This window comes from Streptomyces sp. NPDC026673 (assembly GCF_040638135.1).
Taxonomy (GTDB): Bacteria; Actinomycetota; Actinomycetes; order Streptomycetales; family Streptomycetaceae; genus Actinacidiphila.
Genome location: NZ_JBEZXR010000020.1, coordinates 61145 through 79502 on the forward strand (window position 1 = coordinate 61145; position 18358 = coordinate 79502).

Annotated in this window: 15 protein-coding genes; 10 read left to right on the plus strand and 5 right to left on the minus strand. The window is 73.8% G+C overall.

Annotation, left to right across the window (positions count from 1 at the left end; genetic code table 11):
* The first annotated feature begins 132 nt into the window (after nt 1–132).
* From AB0F62_RS16490 to AB0F62_RS16500, 3 genes are all read left to right on the plus strand, one after another.
* On the plus strand, nt 133–2406 hold the full coding sequence (locus AB0F62_RS16490; RefSeq protein ID WP_361798380.1) for a UvrD-helicase domain-containing protein: 2274 nt from the start codon (nt 133–135) through the stop codon (nt 2404–2406).
* Between the two features lie 351 nt (nt 2407–2757).
* Nucleotides 2758–4179, plus strand: coding sequence for an NAD-dependent malic enzyme (locus AB0F62_RS16495; protein WP_361798383.1), 1422 nt, complete (start codon nt 2758–2760; stop codon nt 4177–4179).
* Nucleotides 4180–4376: 197 nt separating this feature from the next.
* A complete protein-coding gene (locus tag AB0F62_RS16500) occupies nt 4377–4658 on the plus strand; it encodes an HU family DNA-binding protein (protein WP_018564081.1) in 282 nt (93 codons plus the stop codon).
* Nucleotides 4659–4743: 85 nt separating this feature from the next.
* On the opposite strand, the gene murA is transcribed toward AB0F62_RS16500, so the two are convergent.
* The gene (gene murA / locus AB0F62_RS16505) at nt 4744–6078 is read right to left on the minus strand and encodes a UDP-N-acetylglucosamine 1-carboxyvinyltransferase (protein WP_361798387.1); all 1335 of its coding nucleotides are present in this window, start codon (nt 6076–6078) and stop codon (nt 4744–4746) included.
* 253 nt (nt 6079–6331) lie between these two features.
* On the opposite strand from murA, the gene AB0F62_RS16510 reads away from it, so the two are divergent.
* The 7 genes from AB0F62_RS16510 (at nt 6332) to AB0F62_RS16540 (ending at nt 15039) form a co-directional block, all read left to right on the plus strand.
* Nucleotides 6332–6910: a YqgE/AlgH family protein gene (locus AB0F62_RS16510; protein WP_361798390.1), complete on the plus strand. Its 579-nt coding sequence runs from the start codon at nt 6332–6334 to the stop codon at nt 6908–6910.
* A gap of 11 nt (nt 6911–6921) precedes the next feature.
* A complete protein-coding gene (locus tag AB0F62_RS16515; protein WP_361798393.1) occupies nt 6922–7206 on the plus strand; it encodes a DUF3039 domain-containing protein in 285 nt (94 codons plus the stop codon).
* Between the two features lie 64 nt (nt 7207–7270).
* Complete coding sequence (locus AB0F62_RS16520; RefSeq protein WP_361798396.1) at nt 7271–8434, plus strand: hypothetical protein; 1164 nt, start codon at nt 7271–7273, stop codon at nt 8432–8434.
* A gap of 83 nt (nt 8435–8517) precedes the next feature.
* Nucleotides 8518–10149, plus strand: coding sequence for a beta-N-acetylhexosaminidase (locus AB0F62_RS16525; RefSeq protein ID WP_361798399.1), 1632 nt, complete (start codon nt 8518–8520; stop codon nt 10147–10149).
* Between the two features lie 261 nt (nt 10150–10410).
* Nucleotides 10411–11304: an FAD binding domain-containing protein gene (locus tag AB0F62_RS16530; RefSeq protein WP_361798402.1), complete on the plus strand. Its 894-nt coding sequence runs from the start codon at nt 10411–10413 to the stop codon at nt 11302–11304.
* On the plus strand, nt 11301–12641 hold the full coding sequence (locus tag AB0F62_RS16535) for a (2Fe-2S)-binding protein (RefSeq protein WP_361798405.1): 1341 nt from the start codon (nt 11301–11303) through the stop codon (nt 12639–12641). The genes AB0F62_RS16530 and AB0F62_RS16535 overlap by 4 nt, the downstream gene beginning before the upstream one ends.
* A gap of 61 nt (nt 12642–12702) precedes the next feature.
* Nucleotides 12703–15039 carry a molybdopterin cofactor-binding domain-containing protein gene (locus AB0F62_RS16540; protein WP_361798408.1) on the plus strand — a complete coding sequence of 779 codons (2337 nt, stop codon included), beginning with the start codon at nt 12703–12705 and terminating at the stop codon, nt 15037–15039.
* A gap of 91 nt (nt 15040–15130) precedes the next feature.
* Here AB0F62_RS16540 and AB0F62_RS16545 read toward each other — a convergent pair whose 3' ends face one another.
* The 4 genes from AB0F62_RS16545 to AB0F62_RS16560 form a co-directional block, all read right to left on the minus strand.
* On the minus strand, nt 15131–15331 hold the full coding sequence (locus AB0F62_RS16545) for a hypothetical protein (protein WP_361798411.1): 201 nt from the start codon (nt 15329–15331) through the stop codon (nt 15131–15133).
* Nucleotides 15328–15627, minus strand: coding sequence for a hypothetical protein (locus tag AB0F62_RS16550; RefSeq protein ID WP_361798414.1), 300 nt, complete (start codon nt 15625–15627; stop codon nt 15328–15330). The genes AB0F62_RS16545 and AB0F62_RS16550 overlap by 4 nt, the downstream gene beginning before the upstream one ends.
* Before the next feature lie 869 nt (nt 15628–16496).
* The gene (locus AB0F62_RS16555) at nt 16497–17582 is read right to left on the minus strand and encodes a CU044_5270 family protein (RefSeq protein WP_361798417.1); all 1086 of its coding nucleotides are present in this window, start codon (nt 17580–17582) and stop codon (nt 16497–16499) included.
* Nucleotides 17579–18217, minus strand: a complete 639-nt coding sequence (locus AB0F62_RS16560; RefSeq protein WP_361798420.1) for an RNA polymerase sigma factor — start codon at nt 18215–18217, stop codon at nt 17579–17581. Before AB0F62_RS16560 ends, AB0F62_RS16555 begins: the two co-directional genes overlap by 4 nt.
* Nucleotides 18218–18358 lie beyond the last annotated feature (141 nt).

Below are 18358 nucleotides of genomic sequence, written 5' to 3' on the forward strand. Positions count from 1 at the left end.
CCCCCGGACCGTGCCCGGAGGCACTCGCCGAGTGGGCGTGGAACGCCCTGTTGGCGTACGGTTGCAGGCTGCCCCGTTCGCCGGGGCGGCGCGCGCGGCGCGTGACGAACGGGAAGAAGAAGGGGGTCCTGCGTGGCAGCGGTCCGGGACACGGAGATCGCGGTCGAGCAGACGCATCTGGACCGGGTGTACGACCGGCTCGAGGAGAAGATCCACGAGGCGGAATTCCTGATGGACGACGCGGTCAAGCGCGGTCAGGTCGGCACGCCGGGCGCGCTCGCGGAACGCGACGCGCAGGTGTTCCGGGCGGGGCTGCACCTGAACCGGCTGAACGCGGAGTTCGAGGACTTCCTCTTCGGCCGGATCGACCTGCTGCCCGGCAAGGACGGCAAGAAGGGCCCGGACGGTGCGTACACCTCCGTGGAGCCGGCCGACGAAGCGGTCCGTCCCGACAACACGGCGGACATCGCCGAGACCCTGCATATCGGCCGGCTCGGCGTGCTGGACGCGGACTACGCGCCGCTGGTGATCGACTGGCGGGCCCCGGCGGCCGCGCCGTTCTACCGGGCGACGCCGGTCGCGCCGGGCCGGGTCGTGCGGCGGCGTGTCATCCGCTCCAAGGGCCGCAAGGTGCTGGGCGTCGAGGACGACCTGCTGCGCCCGGAACTGACGACGGGGCTGCCCGTCGTCGGGGACGGCGCGCTGATGGCGGCGCTGGGCCAGGCGCGCAGCCACACGATGCGGGACATCGTCTCCAGCATCCAGGCCGAGCAGGACGTGGTGATCCGGGCGCCCGCCGCGTCCGTGACGGAGGTGACCGGAGGCCCCGGCACGGGCAAGACCGCCGTGGCCCTGCACCGGGCCGCCTACCTGCTCTACCAGGACCGGCGCCGCTACGCGGGCGGCATCCTGGTGGTCAGCCCGACGCCGCTGCTGGTGGCGTACACCGAGGGCGTGCTGCCCTCGCTGGGCGAGGAGGGGCAGGTCGCGATCCGGGCCGTCGGCTCGCTCGTGGACGGTGCCGAGGCGACCACGTACGACGATCCGGCCGTCGCCCGGATCAAGGGCTCGCTGCGGATGCTGAAGGTGCTGCGCAGGTCGGCCCGCGGCGTGCTGGAGCACGGGGCCGGGGCGGGGCGGTGCCCTGACCGGCTGCGGGTGGTGGCCTTCGGCCGGCGGCTGGAGCTGGAGGCCGAGGAGTTGTCGTCGATCCGGCACGCCGTGCTGGGCGGCACGGCGCCGGTGAACCTGCTGCGGCCCCGGGCCCGCCGGCTGCTGCTGGACGCGCTGTGGCGCAAGGCCGGACGCCGTTACGACGATCCCGAGCTGGCAGCGGAGGAGCGCCAGGGCTTCGACGAGGACATCTCCACCGAGCAGGAGTTCATCGACTTCCTGGCCGCGTGGTGGCCGGTGCTGACCCCGCGCGGGGTGCTGGCGGGACTCTCCGACGAGAAGCGGCTCGGGCGCTGGGCGCGGCGCGTCCTGACCCCGCCGGAGGTCCGCCGGGTGGCCCGCTCGCTGCGCCGGCTGGACGCCGAGGGCAACGGGGCGCTGTCCGTGCACGACGTCGCCATGCTCGACGAGCTGGAGGCGCTGCTCGGCCCGCCGCCGAAGGTGCGCACCCGCGAGGCGGACCCGCTGGACCAGCTGACCGGCCTGGACGAGGTCACCACCTTCGCCGACCGGATGGCCGGCGGGCGGCGCAGCCGCCAGGAGCGGCTGGACGCGGAGCGCACGGAGTACGCGCACGTGATCGTCGACGAGGCGCAGGACCTGACGCCGATGCAGTGGCGGATGGTCGGCCGCCGGGGCCGCGCGGCCACCTGGACGGTCGTGGGCGACCCCGCGCAGAGTTCGTGGACGGATCCGGACGAGGCGGCCCTGGCCCGGGACGAGGCCCTGGGCACCCGTCCGCGCCGCCGCTTCACGCTCACCGTGAACTACCGCAACCCGGCGGAGATCGCCGACCTGGCGGCGAAGGTGCTCGCGCTGGCCATGCCGGGCAGCGAGTCGCCGCGCGCGGTGCGTTCCACGGGCATCGTGCCGCAGTTCGTGGTGGCCGCCGACGGGCATCCGGGCGAGGCGGTGCGTGCGGAGGCGGAGCGCCTGCTGGGCGAGGTCGAGGGCACGGTGGGCGTGGTCGTGGCCATGGGCCGTCGGGAGGAGGCCAGGCGCTGGCTGGCGGGGCTGGGGGAGCGCGTCGTGGCGCTCGGCAGCCTGGAGGCCAAGGGCCTGGAGTACGACGCGACACTGGTCGTCTCGCCGGCGGAGATCGCGGACGAGTCGCCCGCGGGGCTGCGGGTGCTGTACGTGGCGCTGACCCGGGCCACCCAGCGGCTGACGGTGCTCTCCAGGGAGCGCGATCTGCCGGACGCCGCGGGCGTGCCGGACCTGCTGCGGGACTGACCCGCTCCAAGACGACGGCGGGGCGCCCTTCCGAGAAGGGCGCCCCGCCGGACGTAAGTGACACCGACCCGCCATGCTCGCCTCGCGGCAAGTGGGCGCTCGAAGCGCCTAAGGTTGGGCCCGGGGGCTTGGATCGAGCCGGTGCCTCACCCAGGCTAACAAACGATCCGCGATTGTCATTCCGTACGCGTCCGCCGTTTCGGTGGCGGCCCGGGGAACATTAAGCACACAAGCTTCCGTTGTTCTTGCTCGCCACTCAACATTCTGTTGTAGGGCCCCCCGGTTTACGCGTACCCGCCAGTATGGCAGCATCGAGGGCGCACAACCAGCGACAGCGGAGGAACAGCGGCCATGGCAACGGCGCCGAGCGTCTCGTACTCAATCACGGTGCGGCTGGAGGTGCCCGCGAGCGGATCGGCGGTCAGCCAGCTCACCACGGCCGTCGAAGCCTCCGGCGGGGCCGTCCACGGACTGGACGTGACCGCTTCCGGTCACGAGAAGCTCCGCATCGACGTGACCATCGCCGCGACGTCGACCGCGCACGCGGACGAGATCGTCGCCAAGCTGGCGCAGATCGAGGGCGTCGCGATCGGCAAGGTCTCCGACCGTACGTTCCTGATGCACCTCGGCGGCAAGATCGAGATGGCGTCCAAGCACCCCATCCGCAACCGTGACGACCTCTCCATGGTCTACACGCCCGGCGTGGCCCGGGTCTGCATGGCGATCGCCGAGAACCCCGAGGACGCCCGCCGGCTGACCATCAAGCGCAACAGCGTCGCGGTCGTCACCGACGGCTCGGCCGTGCTGGGCCTCGGCAACATCGGCCCCAAGGCCGCGCTGCCGGTCATGGAGGGCAAGGCCGCTCTGTTCAAGCGCTTCGCGGGCATCGACGCCTGGCCGATCTGCCTGGACACCCAGGACACCGACGCGATCGTGGAGATCGTCAAGGCCATCGCCCCCGGCTTCGCGGGCATCAACCTGGAGGACATCTCGGCGCCCCGCTGCTTCGAGATCGAGGCCCGGCTGCGCGAGGCGCTGGACATCCCCGTCTTCCACGACGACCAGCACGGCACCGCGATCGTGGTGCTCGCCGCGCTGACCAACGCGCTGCGCGTGGTCGGCAAGCAGATGGGCGACGTACGGGTCGTCATGTCGGGCGCGGGTGCCGCCGGTACGGCCATCCTCAAGCTGCTGCTCGCCGCCGGTGTCAAGCACGCGGTCGTCGCCGACATCCACGGCGTCGTGCACAGCGGCCGCGAGGACCTGGTCGAGGCGGACCCCGAGTCGGCGCTGCGCTGGATCGCCGACAACACCAATCCCGAGGAGATCACGGGGACCCTGAAGGAGGCCGTGCACGGCGCGGACGTCTTCATCGGCGTCTCCGCCCCCAACGTCCTGGACGGCGACGACGTCGCCGCCATGGCCGACGGGGCGATCGTCTTCGCCCTGGCCAACCCCGACCCCGAGGTGGACCCGGCGGTCGCCCGGGAGACCGCCGCGGTGGTCGCCACGGGCCGCAGCGACTTCCCGAACCAGATCAACAACGTGCTGGTCTTCCCGGGCGTCTTCCGAGGCCTGCTGGACGCCCAGAGCCGCACGGTGAACACCGAGATGATGCTCGCCGCGGCCACCGCCCTCGCGGACGTCGTCACCGAGGACGAGGTCAACCCGAACTACATCATCCCGAGCGTCTTCAACGACAAGGTCGCGGGCGCCGTCGCCGGTGCCGTCCGGGAGGCCGCCAAGTCGCAGGGCCTTACCGCGACCTCCTGACGACGGAGCGTCATCGAGCCGTACGCGACCCGCTTTTTGTGTGACTCTCCCGGGTGCCGGATTGGCGTTTCCCCCAGAAATAGGGGCAGGATGCGTACCTGGGCGGTGAGGGCCGCACCGCAGAAGCGCGAGAAGCGTCTTCACAATGCGTCTTCCTCGACGGTCGACGTTGGGGTTTCCATGCAAGGAGTACTTAGATGAACCGCAGTGAGCTGGTGGCCGCGCTGTCCGAGCGCGCCGAGGTGACCCGCAAGGACGCCGACGCCGTTCTGGCCGCCTTCGCCGAGGTCGTCGGCGAGATCGTCGCCAAGGGCGACGAGAAGGTCACCATCCCCGGCTTCCTCACCTTCGAGCGCAGCCACCGCGCCGCGCGCACCGCGCGCAACCCGCAGACCGGTGACCCGATCCAGATCCCGGCCGGCTACAGCGTGAAGGTCTCCGCGGGCTCGAAGCTCAAGGAAGCCGCCAAGGGCAAGTAATTCCGCGAACACCGCGAACACATGAAGGGCGGCCTCCCCTCGGGGAGGCCGCCCTTCCGTGTGCCCGCGGTGGCGGGCGCCGGTGTCACTCCCCGGAGGGCAGCTCCACCTTGGCGCCGAGCTTCTCCAGCTTGCCCATGAAGTTCTCGTAGCCGCGGTTGATCAGGTCGATGCCGTGCACCCGCGAGGTGCCCTGCGCGGCCAGGGCCGCGATCAGGTACGAGAAACCGCCGCGCAGGTCGGGGATGACCAGGTCGGCGCCCTGCAGCCTGGTGGGGCCGCTGACGACCGCGGAGTGCAGGAAGTTGCGCTGGCCGAAGCGGCAGGGCGTGCCGCCCAGGCACTCGCGGTAGAGCTGGATGTGGGCGCCCATCTGGTTCAGCGCCGAGGTGAAGCCCAGCCGGGACTCGTAGACCGTCTCGTGGACGATGGACAGGCCCGAGGCCTGCGTGAGGGCCACGACCAGCGGCTGCTGCCAGTCGGTCTGGAAGCCGGGGTGGACGTCCGTCTCCAGGGCGATCGCGTTGAGCGGGCCGCCGGGGTGCCAGAAGCGGATGCCGTGGTCGTCGACCTCGAAGGCGCCGCCGACCTTGCGGAAGACGTTGAGGAAGGTCATCATCTCGCGCTGGCTGGCGCCGCGGACGTAGATGTTGCCCTCGGTGGCCAGCGCCGCGCAGGCCCAGGAGGCGGCCTCCAGGCGGTCCGGGAGGGCGCGGTGGTTGTAGCCGCCGAGCTTGTCCACGCCGGTGATGTGGATGGTGCGGTTGGTGCCCATCGTGATGATGGCGCCCATTTTCTGCAGGACGCAGATGAGGTCCTCGATCTCCGGCTCGATCGCGGCGTTGCTCAGCTCGGTGACGCCCTCGGCCAGGACGGCCGTCAGCAGCACCTGCTCGGTCGCGCCGACCGACGGGTACGGGAGTTCGATCTTGCAGCCGCGCAGCCGCTGCGGGGCCTCCAGGTACTGGCCCTCGGGGCGCTTCTCGATGACCGCGCCGAACTTGCGCAGCACGTCGAAGTGGAAGTCGATCGGCCGGCCGCCGATGTCGCAGCCGCCGAGGCCCGGGATGAAGGCGTGGCCGAGGCGGTGCAGCAGCGGGCCGCAGAACAGGATCGGGATGCGGGAGGAGCCCGCGTGCGCGTCGATGTCGGCGACGTTCGCGCTCTCCACCTTGGACGGGTCGAGCACCAGTTCCCCGGGCTCGTCGCCGGCCTGCACCGTCACCCCGTGCAGCTGCAGCAGGCCCCGCACCACGCGCACGTCGCGGATGTCGGGCACGTTGCGCAGCCGGCTGGGTTCACTGCCGAGCAGGGCGGCCACCATCGCCTTGGGTACGAGGTTCTTCGCCCCGCGGACATGGATCTCACCCTCGAGCGGGGTGCCGCCGTGGACGAGCAGTACATCGTTAAGGCCGGTCATTGCTCTCGCGTTCCTGGAGACGGGCAGAAAAGAAGCGGGGTCCCCGCAGGCACCAAGGGGAAATGGTAATCGGCCTTCCGGGGACCGCGAGAGGGCTGTGAGGTCCCACTCATGTAATGGCTTCGCTACAGCACCCTGCGCGGTCGCTCGGTCCCGGAGGGTGGCCGTCGCGGGTGCCGCCGTACGGGCCCGGGGGCGGAAAAGGGCGCCGTTGCCACCCCGCGAGGCGGCGGAATGCGGGATTATGTTGACCATGACCGAAGTGTCATCGCTCACCGGCAGACTGCTCGTCGCGACGCCCGCGCTCGCGGACCCGAACTTCGACCGGGCGGTGGTGCTCCTCCTCGACCACGACGAGGAGGGGACGCTCGGCGTCGTCCTCAACCGCCCCACACCCGTCGGGGTGGGCGATGTCCTGGAGCCCTGGGCCGGTCTGGCCGGCGCGCCCCAGGTGGTCTTCCAGGGCGGCCCCGTCTCGCTGGACTCCGCGCTGGGCCTGGCCGTGGTGCCCGGGGAGCCCCGGGACGGGGAGGACGACGAGCCGCTCGGCTGGCGCCGGGTGTACGGCGCGATCGGCCTGGTGGACCTGGAGGCGCCGCCGGAGCTCCTGGCGGCCGAGCTCGGATCGCTGCGGATCTTCGCCGGGTACGCCGGATGGGGGCCCGGCCAACTGGAGGACGAGCTCGGCGAGGGCGCCTGGTACGTGGTGGAGTCCGAGCCGGGGGACGTGTTCTCCCCGGATCCCGAGCAGCTGTGGCGCTCCGTGCTGCGCAGGCAGCGCAGCGAACTCGCGATGGTCGCGACGTATCCGGACGATCCGTCTCTGAATTAGGCTTGCGTGCCATGAGCACTCTCGAGCCCGAGCGCGGGGCTGGCACCGGCACCCTCGTCGAGCCGACCCCGCAGGTGTCGAACGGCGATGGCGACCACGAGCGCTTCGCGCACTACGTTCAGAAGGACAAGATCATGGAGAGCGCGCTCTCCGGATCGCCGGTGGTCGCGCTGTGCGGCAAGGTCTGGGTGCCCGGCCGGGACCCGAAGAAGTACCCGGTGTGCCCGATGTGCAAGGAGATCTTCGAATCCATGCCCGTCGGCGGCGGGGACAAGGACAAGAGCGGCAAGAAGTAGCCGCCTTCATACCGGGCAGGTACGGCCGTGGCACCGCGGCCGTACTTCGCGCGTTTGAGGGGACATGGCACAGGACGACGCCGTCACGGCGGAGCGGGTCTTCGGGCTGTGCGAGCGGGGGCGCTTCGCGATGGCGCACTCGCTCGTCGACGACGCCTTCGTGGCCCGCAACGGGAGCTTCGGCTATCTGGTGCGGGCCCGGGTCTTCGCGTACGAGCGGCGGGCCGACCGGGCCCGGGAGGCCGTCGACTGGGCGCTGGCGCACGCCGAGCCCGGCGATCCGGACGCGCCCCTGCTGGCCGGGCTCGTCCTGCTGATACTCGGCGACGCCCATGCCGCCCTCGGGCTCGGGCTGCGGGTCGCCGCCGCCGACCCCCGCGAGTGGCGCGCCCAGGTGCTGGTTGCCGACGCCTGCCGGATGCTCTCCCGCCGTGCCGAGGCCGTGGCGGCCGCCCGGCGGGCGGTCCTGATCGCGCCCCGCGAGGCGGAGGCCCAGGTCGCCCTCGCCAGGGCGCTGGACCTGTCCGCCCGGCCCGCCGCCCGCGCCGAACGCCGGGCGGTCGCGGCCCGGGCCGTGGAGCTCGGGGCGTCGCCCGCCGACGTGGCCGGGCGGCGCCGCTGGCCGCGGCTCGTGCCCGCCCTGCTGGTGGTCCCGCTCGTGCTGTTCGCCGACCTCTGGGTGCTGACCGGCGGGATCGCCGTGCTCGCGGCACTGGCCGGCGGACTGTGGCTGGTCCAGGCCCGCCGTTCCGGCAGCAGCGGCCGGGGCCGGCTGCAGACGGTACGCGCCCTGGCCCGGGCCGAGTTGAACGGGGACCCGGCCCGCGCCCGGGCCGCGGCCCTCACCGCGGGGGCCTTCCTGCCCGTGCTCCCGTTCGCCGCCACCGGCCTGGCGGCCGCCTCCGCCGCCGACGGCACCCCCTGGCCGCTCCCGGCCGTCCTGGGCGTCGCGGCGGGCGCCGTCGTGGTGCTGCTCGCGGCCGCCCGCGCGGTGCGCTGGTGGTACGGCGACGCCTTCCTTCAGCGCGATTTCCTGCCCAGCCGGCACGCCGTCCTCCAGCTGACCGCTCTCGTGGCCCTCATCGGCACCGCCGTGGCCCTCTCCGTGGCGCAGGCGACCTCCACGGCGCTGTGGTCCGCGGTGACCGCGGCCCACGTCCTGTGGTTCGCCGTCGGCATGCTGATCCCCTTCCTCGCGCTGAACCGGGCCCGCCGGGCCCGCGGCTGAGGGCGCTCCGCGTCCGGCCGGCGCGGGCCGGAAATCGGCGATTGGTCTATTCCAGTCGGCGCGGGCGCGGCAGGATGGGCGCCATGGACCTCATCCCGGCGCCCGTCGAGGCGCACCGGCACGCCGACGGCGGTCACGTGGACCTGGGCCCCGGCACCACCCTGGAGGCCGGCCCCGGCACGGAGGGGACCGCGCACTGGCTGCGCGCCACCGTCGGCGCCGCCACCGGGCTCCCGCTGCTCCCGCCGCCCGCGGGCACGCCCGGCACGATCACGCTGTCCCTCGACCCGGCCGTGACCGAGCGCCTCGGCGCGGAGGGGTACCGCCTGACGGTGTCGGCCGGGGACGGGGTGCGCATCGCCGGCGGGGGAGCGGCGGGGCTGTTCTGGGGCGCCCAGACCGTACGGCAGTTGCTCGGGGCCGGCGCCTTCCGCCGCGCGCCGCTGCCGGGGGGCACCTGGCGCCTGCCGCACTGCTCCGTCGAGGACGCCCCGCGTTTCGCGTGGCGCGGCGTACTGCTGGACGTGGCGCGGCACTTCATGCCCAAGGACGTCGTGCTGCGCTACGTCGACCTGCTGGCGGCCCACAAACTCAACGTGCTCCACCTGCACCTCACCGACGACCAGGGCTGGCGGGTGGAGATCCGCCGCTACCCGCGCCTCACCGAGGTCGGCGCGTGGCGCACCCGCACGAAGGTCGGGCTGCGGGAGTCGCCGCTGTGGGACGAGCGCCCGCACGGGGGTTACTACACCCAGGACGACCTCCGCGAGATCGTGGCGTACGCCGCCGAGCGGCACGTCACCGTCGTCCCCGAGATCGACGTCCCCGGCCACTCGCAGGCCGCCATCGCCGCGTACCCGGAGCTGGGCAACACGGACGTCGTGGACACCACCGCCCTGCCGGTGCTGACCGGTTGGGGCATCAACCCGAACGTGCTGGCGCCCACCGAGGCGACCGTGCGCTTCTACGAGAACGTCCTCGCCGAGGTCCTGGAGATCTTCCCCTCCCGGTTCGTGCACATCGGCGGCGACGAGTGCCCCAAGGACCAATGGCGGGCCTCGGCCGCCGTCCAGGCCCGCATCAAGGAGCTGGGGCTGCGTGACGAGGACGCGTTGCAGAGCTGGTTCGTCCGGCACTTCGACGGCTGGCTGGGCGAGCGCGGCCGGCGGCTGATCGGCTGGGACGAGATCCTGGAGGGCGGACTGGCCGAGGGCGCGGCGGTCTCCTCCTGGCGCGGCTACGCGGGCGGCATCGCGGCGGCCCGGGCGGGGCACGACGTCGTGATGTGCCCGGAGAGCCAGGTCTACCTGGACTGGCGGCAGTCGGAGAGCGAGGACGAGCCCGTGCCGATCGCGCACGCCCGCACCCTGGAGGACGTCTACCGCTTCGAGCCGGTCCCGGACAGCCTCACCGCCGCGGAGGCCGCCCACGTCATCGGCGCGCAGGCCAACATCTGGACGGAGACGATGGATTCGGTGCGCGCGGTGGACTACATGGCCTTCCCGCGGCTCGCCGCCTTCGCCGAGACGGTGTGGAGCCGGCTGCCCGCGCCCGCCGGCCGCGACCACGAGGGCTTCGCCGCCCGAATGGCCACCCACTACGGGCGACTTGACGCACTGGGAGTCGAATACCGGCCGCCCGGCGGGCCGCTGCCGTGGCAGCGGCGTCCCGGCGTCATCGGACGCCCGATCGAGGGGCCGCCCCCGATCGTGTGAGGCGTGCCACAACCCGGGGCCGGTCGACGCGGGAGATGGCAGGGTGGTGTGGCCAATCACGGCAAGGCGCGTGAAGGAGGCCATTCCCATCGCAAGCTGGAGAAAGCCGCAAACCGGACGGACTTCCATCCGGAAGGCGGGTTCTCCTTTGCGACCCTCGCGTTGATCACCCCGGAAGATGTGCCAGAGTTGCCACGTCCGGGCTGTCAGCACGTACCGTACGGCTACCGCACCGCGGACAGCCGGGGAAGGGGCAGCTGCGTGAGCACGTACGCACGGCAGGCAGCGCGCAATGTGGCGTTGCCGACCTCGCTCGACGAGGCCGTGGCGGCCTTGGCCGCCACGCCCACCGCCGTGCCCGTGGCCGGAGGAACCGACCTCATGGCCGCCGTGAACTCCGGGCTGCTGCGCCCCGCCGGACTCGTCGGCCTCGGCCGGATCAGCGAGATCCGCGGCTGGCAGTACGCGGACGGCGCCGCACTGCTCGGCGCCGGACTCACCCACGCCCGCATGGGCCGCCCGGACTTCGCCGCGCTCATCCCCGCCCTGGCGGCCGCCGCACGCGCCGCGGGGCCCCCGCAGATCCGCAACGCGGGCACCCTCGGCGGCAACATCGCCGGCGCCGCCCCCACCGGCGACTCGCTGCCCGTGCTGGCCGCCCTGGAGGCCTCCGTCGTCGTCGCGGGCCCGGACGGCAACCGCGAGCTGCCCGTCAGCCACCTGCTCACCGGCATGGACCCGCTGCGGCCGGGCGAGATCCTGGCGTACGTCCGGGTGCCGCTGCTGCACGCCCCGCAGACGTTCCTGAAGGCCACCGGCCGCACCGGCCCGGGCCGCGCGATCGCCTCCGTCGCCGTCGTCCTCGACCCGGCCCGCCGGGGCGTACGCTGCGCGGTGGGAGCCGTCGCACCGGTGCCGCTGCGGCCGCTCGAGGCCGAACGCTGGGTCGCCGGGCTGATCGACTGGGACGGCGAGCGGACGCTGGCGCCGGAGGCCCTCACGGCCTTCGGCGAGTACGTCGCCGCCGCCTGCATCCCCGACCCGCTGCCCGGCCCGGACGGCGCCCCGGCCCCCGAGCTGCCGCCCGCCGCCGTCCAGCTGCGGCGTACGGTGGCCGCACTGGCCCGCCGGGCGCTGGGGAGGGCACTGGCATGAGTGACGACGTGTACGACGACAGGACACCGGACGGGCGCATGACCGACCAGCCGCAGGCGGGGTCCCCCCAGCCGCACGGCGGGGGATTCACCCCGGGGCACGGGGTGTGGGAGCCCCTGCCCCACGGCGAGTACGACGCCGACCAGACCATGCACGTCTCCTTCGCGGCGCAGCTCTCCATGACCGAGCCCGGGGCCGACCCGCTCGCCGCCCCGGGCCACGGCTACGCGCCCGAGCCGCCCGAGGTGCCGATCACGGTCGCCTCCGCCGAGACGTCCGCCGTCCCGGCCGCCGGCGAGGACGCGGCCACGACCTGGGCGATCCCGGTCGTGCGCGAGGACCCGACCGCCGACGACTCCGGCGAGTACTCGGTGGGCGCCTTCCTGCCCGCCCCCGACCCGGCACCCTGGACCGCCCCCGCCGCCCCGCAGGCACCCTCCGCGCCGCACGCCGGAGTCGCCGCGGACGGCGGCTGGGCGCTCCCCGCGGACGCCACCGGCCAGTGGACGCTGCCCCTCGCCCCGGACGGCGCCGCCGAGGAATCCGGCGAGTACCGCTTCCCGCCCGCCCCCGCCCCCGCCGCCGTGCCGGCGGCCGAGGACGCGCCGGAGGAGCCGCGGCCCGAGGCGGCCCACGGCGAGGACCCCGGGGGCCTCGGCGAGTCCGGCGAACCCGGGGACGCCGCCGCGGACTTCGCCGCCGAGGATCCGCAGAGCCCGGACGCGCCGGCCGGCGAGGCCGCCGAGCCCGGCGAGGGCGCGCACAGCGAGCACCCGGTGGCCTCGTACGTCCTGAACGTCAACGGCACCGACCGCCCCGTCACCGACGCCTGGCTCGGCGAGTCGCTGCTCTACGTACTGCGCGAGCGCCTCGGCCTCGCCGGCGCCAAGGACGGCTGCGAGCAGGGCGAGTGCGGCGCGTGCTCGGTGAAGGTCGACGGCCGTCTCGTGGCCTCCTGCCTGGTGCCCGCCGCGACCGCCGCGGGCAGCGACATCCGTACGGCCGAGGGGCTGTCCGCCGAGGGCGGGCCCTCGGACGTCCAACGGGCGCTCGCCCAGTGCGGGGCCGTGCAGTGCGGTTTCTGCATCCCCGGCATGGCGATGACCGTGCACGACCTGCTCGAGGGCAACCACAACCCGACCGAGCTGGAGACCCGGCAGGCGATCAGCGGCAACCTCTGCCGCTGCTCCGGCTACCAGGGAGTCCTGGAGGCCGTGCGCCAGGTGGTGGCCGAGCGCGAGGAGACCGCCGCGGACGCCGCGGACGACGCCGCCGGGGACCTCGCCGACGGCGCCCGCGTGCCGCACCCGCGCCCCTCCTCCGGAGGCCCGGCGTGAACACCCCGAACCGCTTGACCCGGCACCACCTTCCCCCTCGCGGCAGCGAAAGGTACGCGCGATGACGGGCCCCGACGCCGCGACGGCCACTCCGGCCGTGGGCACCCCCACGACGGTCGCGACGGGCGCCGCCGAGCAGCAGTCCACCCCGCACGGCATCGGCGCCTCCCTGCCCGCCGCCGAGGCGATGGCCAAGGCCCAGGGGACGTACCCGTACGCCGCCGACCTGTGGGCCGAGGGCCTGCTGTGGGCCGCCGTGCTGCGCTCCCCGCACCCGCACGCCCGCATCCTGTCCGTCGACACCTCCGAGGCCGCCGCGCTCCCCGGCGTGCGCGCCGTGGTGACCCACGAGGACGTCCCCGGCGACGCCACGCACGGCCGGCGCGTGGCCGACCGTCCGGTCTTCGCCAAGGACACCGTCCGGCACCATGGCGAGGCCATCGCCGCCGTGGCCGCCGACCACCCCGACACCGCCCGGCTCGCCGCCGCCGCCATCCAGGTCGAGTACGAGGTCCTGGAACCGGTCATCGACCCGGAACGGGCCTTCTCGGCGCCCCCGCTGCACCCCGACGGCAACCTGATCCGGCACATCCCGCTGCAGTTCGGCGACCCCGACGCGGTCGGCGAGGTTGTCGTCGAGGGCCTGTACCGGGTGGGCCGCCAGGACCCGGCCCCGGTCGGCGCGGAGGCCGGACTCGCCGTGCCGCGTCCCGACGGCGGCGTGGAGCTGTACGTCGCCTCCACCGACCCGCACACCGACCGCGATCTGGCCGCCGCCTGCTTCGGGCTGGAGCAGGACCGGGTCAAGGTCGTCGTCACCGGGGTGCCCGGCGCGATGGGCGACCGCGAGGACTCCGGCGTGCAGATCCCGCTCGGGCTGCTCGCGCTGAAGACCGGCTGCCCGGTGAAGTTCGTGGCCACCCGCGAGGAGTCCTTCCTCAGCCACAGCCACCGCCACCCCACGCTGCTGCGCTACCGCCACCACGCGGACGCCGAGGGCCGGCTGGTCAAGGTCGAGGCCCAGGTGCTGCTGGACGCGGGCGCCTACGCCGACACCTCCTCCGACGCCCTCGCCGCGGCCGTCTCCTTCGCCGCCGGTCCCTACGTCGTCCCGCACGTCTTCGTCGAGGGCTGGGCGGTACGCACCAACAACCCGCCCTCCGGCCACGTCCGGGGCGAGGGCGCGATGCAGGTCTGCGCGGCCTACGAGGGCCAGATGGACAAGCTCGCCGCCAAACTCGGCCTGGACCCGGCCGAGATCCGCATGCGCAACGTGATGGCCACCGGCGACCTGCTGCCCACCGGCCAGACGGTGACCTGCCCGGCGCCCGTCGGCGAACTGCTGAAGGCCGTGCGCGACGCCGACCTGCCCCCGCTGCCCGTCGACGACGACGAGTCCGAGTGGCTGCTCCCGGGCGGCCTGGAGGGCGCCGGCGAGCCGGGCGCGGTGCGCCGCGGCGTCGGCTACGCGCTCGGCATGGTGCACATGCTCGGCGCCGAGGGCACCGACGAGGTCTCCACTGCCACCGTGCGCGTCCACGACGGCGCCGCGACCGTCATCTGCGCAGCCGTCGACACCGGCCAGGGTTTCGCCACCCTCGCCCGGCAGATCGTGCAGGAGGTGCTGGGCGTCGAGGACGTCCGCGTCCTGCCCTCGGACACCGACCAGCCCCCGGCCGGCGCCGCCGCCCGCGGCCGCCACACCTGGGTCTCCGGCGGCGCGGTCGAGCGCGCGGCCAAGATGGTCCGCACCCAGCTGCTGCAGCCGCTCGCCGGGAAGTTCGGGATGTCGGCGGAGCTGCTCTCCATCGCCGAGGGCAAGATCACCTCGTACGACGGGGTGCTGTCCACCACCGTCGAGGAGGAGCTGGCCGGCAAGGAGCTGTGGGCCACCGCCCAGTGCCGCCCGCATCCCACCGAGCAGCTCGACGAGACCGGGCAGGGCGACGCCTTCGTCGGCCTCGCCTTCTGCGCGGTGCGCGCCGTGGTCGACGTCGACATCGAACTCGGCGCGATCCGGGTCGTGGAGATGGCCGTCGCCCAGGACGTCGGCCGGATCCTCAACCCCGCCCAGCTGCGGGCCCGTATCGAGGCCGGGGTCACCCAGGGGGTCGGCATGGCCCTCATGGAGGATCTGCGCGCACCCCGAGGCGTCATCAAGCGGCCCAACCTGACGGGCTATTCGCTGCCCACCGCGCTCGACGCGCCCGCGATCCGCGTGGTCCGGCTCGTCGAGGAACGCGATGTGCTCGCCCCCTTCGGGGCGAAGGCCGCCAGCGCGATCCCCGTCGTCGTCTCCCCGGCCGCCGTCGCCTCCGCGGTCCGCGCGGCCACCGGCCGCCCGGTCAGCCGCCTGCCCATCCGCCCCCAGCACGCGGTGGCCCGGCCGCAGACGTGACGCACCGCCCCACGCGGCGAAGGGCCCGGTCCGTGCGGGCCCCTCGCCGCAGGCCGCGGCCTTCCCGGCGGCGGCGAGGGCGAACGGCCTTTCAGGCGTTCCGCTGCAGGCGCCGGCGCAGCCGGTCGCCGAGCTCCCCGACGGCGGCGAACAGCGCGGCGGACGCCGTGCACCGCAGGAGGGACGCGGGCTGGTCGACGGCCTTGCCGACGAGCCACAGAAGCAGGGCCAGGGGCAACCACCACACGACGAGCGACCAGGCGGGTCGCCGCCGAAGCGGCCCGCGGGTCACGGCGCGGCCGCCTTGGCGCGCTGGGCGAAGACGCCCACGAGGACGCATCCGGTCACGGCCAGGACGCCTCCGGCGACGGTGCAGGCCAGGGTGACCGCCTCGGAGGCTCCCGTGAGCCGGGGGATCGCGTTGAGGGGCGCGACGGCGTACAGGGCGAGCAGGGCCGAGCCGCGCGGGCGCATCGGGGCGAGCCGGGGGCGCAGCCGGGCCGGCACCCGGCCGGCGACCAGGGCGAGGCCCGCGGGGAGCAGGGTCAGGGAGAAGACCGCGAGCCCGATCCCGTGCCAGTTCGTCATCGGGTGGGACCTCCAGTGGTGTTCGGACGCGGCCGGCCGCGACGGTGCGCGCCGGCCGAGGCGATTCCGGCGGTCAGCAGGGCGACGCCCAGGACCACCAACGGGAAACCGGGGCCCGGCAGCACGTACAGCGCCGCCCCGATCGAGGTCAGGAGCGCCGCGAGAGCGGCGAGGCCGAGGCCGATCCGTCGTTCCCGCAGGCCGTCCCTCGAGGAATGAGGGGAGGACGCTGCGGAAGGGGAAGGCGAGGGCGGGGCACCGTTCACGACAGCGGGACCTCCGGGCGTCGGCGGAAACGGGCACACGGCCCCTGCGACGCCGACCAGACTTCCCGGCACACCCCGCGCCCCAGGACGCGTCGCCGCCACCCTATCCGGGGCAACGGGGGCGTGGCGATGGTCTTTCGCACGCACGCACGCACGCACGCACGCACGCGGCCGGGCCGGGCCCGCGGTGCAGGGCCGACCCGGCACGGATGGCGGCCGTTCGCGTCCGGCGCCGTCCCCGTGACACCACGCCGGTGTGCCCGACTCCACTTACCCGGGGCGCCGGTGGTGGCCGTTCACCGAGCGGTTCGGAGCACGAGCAGGCCGCCCACGACTCGGCGACCGGCCTGCTTCACCCGTAGCGTTATGCCGCCTGCCGCCTGCCGCCTGCCGCCTGCCGCCTGCCGCCTGCCGCCTGCCGCCTGCCGCCTGCCGCCTGCCGCCTGCAGTCAGCTCCGGCCGGCCGTGCGGCGCCTGCGCGCGATGGGTACCGTGCCGGTGCCGACCAGCCACGACCGCGAGACCGCCACCCGCGACGACGGGAGTGCTGCTCGATGTGATCGCGTGGCGCCATGTGCACTGCCCAGCGGGGCGATTGCGTTCTCACGCACGGGTGCCTTGCGCGGCGGGGCGCTGCTTCTGGGCGTCGACGACGGCCCGCTCCAGCACGGCGGTCCAGTTGACGACCGTGCCGGGCTTGATGCCGTCGGCCTGCTTGACCTGGACAGCGCGGCTGCCGAGATAGGCGTACGTCTTGGGGTCGAAGATCCACTCGGTGCGGTCGCCGCTCCGCTGGTCGACGTGGGCCAGGGCGATGCCCTCGCGTCCCGCGGCGTCCTTGGCGTGCTCCACCACGACGACCCCGGGGATCTTGGCCGCGGCCCGGTAGAGCGCCGCGTTCAGCTTCGCTGGTGCGATCTGCTCACCGAGCAGGTCGCCGACCGTGGTGAATGCCTGCTGGTCCGGGGAGTTCCCCTGGCCCTTGGTCTCCTTGTAGATCTTCTCCAGCAAGGCGTCCGGGTCGGTGGGCAGCGTCTTGAGGTAGTCGTAGGAGGGGGCGCCCAAGCTGGGCTTGACGTTGCTGTCGAGGGTGGTGCCGCCCTTGGGCTGGTAGCCGGGCTCGTCTAGCCAGCCCTGCTTGCCGTCGGGGGAATTCCAGACCTCACGGATGTGCAGGGGCTGGACCCAGGCCTTGGAGTCGTCTGTGTCGGTGTGCGAAACGGCGAGGTAGGAGACCTTGCTCTTGATGTAGATGTACTGGCCCGGGCCGGGGACGGGCGTCTTGCGGGCCGAGGCGGCTGCGGCGATGTGCTCGACGGTGGAGGCGAGTTGGGCGGTGTTGCCGGGCTCGATGCGGACGACCGGCGCTTCGACCGGGGGCGGGGCTGCCGCAGCGGAGGGCGGGGTTGCCGCGGCCGGGTCGCCGCCCCCGGAATTGGTCAGCGCGGTGAAGGCGAATGCGCCGGCCAGGGCGGCGGCGGTGACCGGGACACCGATCAGCAGGACACGGCGTGCCGGGCGGCGGGACGGCGCAGGGGCGGGCGCGGTGGACTCGATCTCGTTCATCAGGTGCTCCTCGAGAAGCAGGTGACGGTCGAGCGACAGGTGCGGGTCTCCGGGCGCCGGCAGCAAACGGGCCAGCTCCGCGTGGTCCAGCGACTCCTCACGCCGCGACTTCTTGCGGATCATTCGGACCTCTCCTCGTACGACTCGTGTGACCGGGCCGCAGAAGTGCGGCCGGCCTGTACTTGTCCGTTGCGCGGCAGGGGTTCCCTGCGCCTTCTCAGTTCTTCCTCGGCCAGCTTGCTCAGCCGTCTGCGGGCGCGGGACAGGCGCGAGCGCACGGTGCCGACCGGGACGCCGAGCACGGCCGCCGCCTCCGCGTAGCCGAGCCCGGACCACACACACAGCGTGAAGACCTCGCGCTCGCTCTGGCGCAGCTTCTTCAGCGCCCGCTGGGCGGCGGCCAGCTCGTCGGCATCGGCTATGCGGCCGACGAGTTCGTCGGCGAAGTCCGGGACCGTTTCCTTGGCCGGCAGCCGTTGCAGGGCCCGCTGGTGGCGGCGCGCAGCGCGGGTGGTGTTGCGCAGTACGTTCACGGCGATGCCCATCAGCCAGGGGCGCGGGCTGTCGCCCTCGTCCCGCAGCTTGGCCCGCAGCCGCCACGCCTCCAGGAAGGTCAGCGAGACGACGTCCTCGGCGACGGCCCAGTCCCCGGTCACGCGCACCGCGTGCCGGTGGACCAGTCGGGCGTGGTCACGGAAGAGCTCGCGGAACGCCTCGGGGTCACCTGCCCGTATCCGGGTGTGCAATGAGTAGTCCACGTCAAGATTTGTCCAACCGGCGGGGCGGGTTCCCGTGGCGTGCGTCACACGGTCGGGAGGCATGGGCTCCGCGGCCGACTCGCGCATCGCGTTTCCCGTCTCCGTTAGCTGAGCGACATTTCGGGCGGCGGCGAGTGCGGG

Excerpts from the sequence above, each read along its gene's own strand:
- AB0F62_RS16495 (WP_361798383.1), top strand. The coding sequence starts at position 2,758 with ATGGCAACGGCGCCGAGCGTCTCGTACTCAATCACGGTGCGGCTGGAG.
- AB0F62_RS16500 (WP_018564081.1), top strand. The coding sequence starts at position 4,377 with ATGAACCGCAGTGAGCTGGTGGCCGCGCTGTCCGAGCGCGCCGAGGTG.
- murA (WP_361798387.1), bottom strand. The coding sequence starts at position 6,078 with ATGACCGGCCTTAACGATGTACTGCTCGTCCACGGCGGCACCCCGCTC.
- AB0F62_RS16510 (WP_361798390.1), top strand. The coding sequence starts at position 6,332 with ATGACCGAAGTGTCATCGCTCACCGGCAGACTGCTCGTCGCGACGCCC.
- AB0F62_RS16515 (WP_361798393.1), top strand. The coding sequence starts at position 6,922 with ATGAGCACTCTCGAGCCCGAGCGCGGGGCTGGCACCGGCACCCTCGTC.
- AB0F62_RS16520 (WP_361798396.1), top strand. The coding sequence starts at position 7,271 with ATGGCACAGGACGACGCCGTCACGGCGGAGCGGGTCTTCGGGCTGTGC.
- AB0F62_RS16525 (WP_361798399.1), top strand. The coding sequence starts at position 8,518 with ATGGACCTCATCCCGGCGCCCGTCGAGGCGCACCGGCACGCCGACGGC.
- AB0F62_RS16535 (WP_361798405.1), top strand. The coding sequence starts at position 11,301 with ATGAGTGACGACGTGTACGACGACAGGACACCGGACGGGCGCATGACC.
- AB0F62_RS16540 (WP_361798408.1), top strand. The coding sequence starts at position 12,703 with ATGACGGGCCCCGACGCCGCGACGGCCACTCCGGCCGTGGGCACCCCC.
- AB0F62_RS16550 (WP_361798414.1), bottom strand. The coding sequence starts at position 15,627 with ATGACGAACTGGCACGGGATCGGGCTCGCGGTCTTCTCCCTGACCCTG.
- AB0F62_RS16555 (WP_361798417.1), bottom strand. The coding sequence starts at position 17,582 with ATGATCCGCAAGAAGTCGCGGCGTGAGGAGTCGCTGGACCACGCGGAG.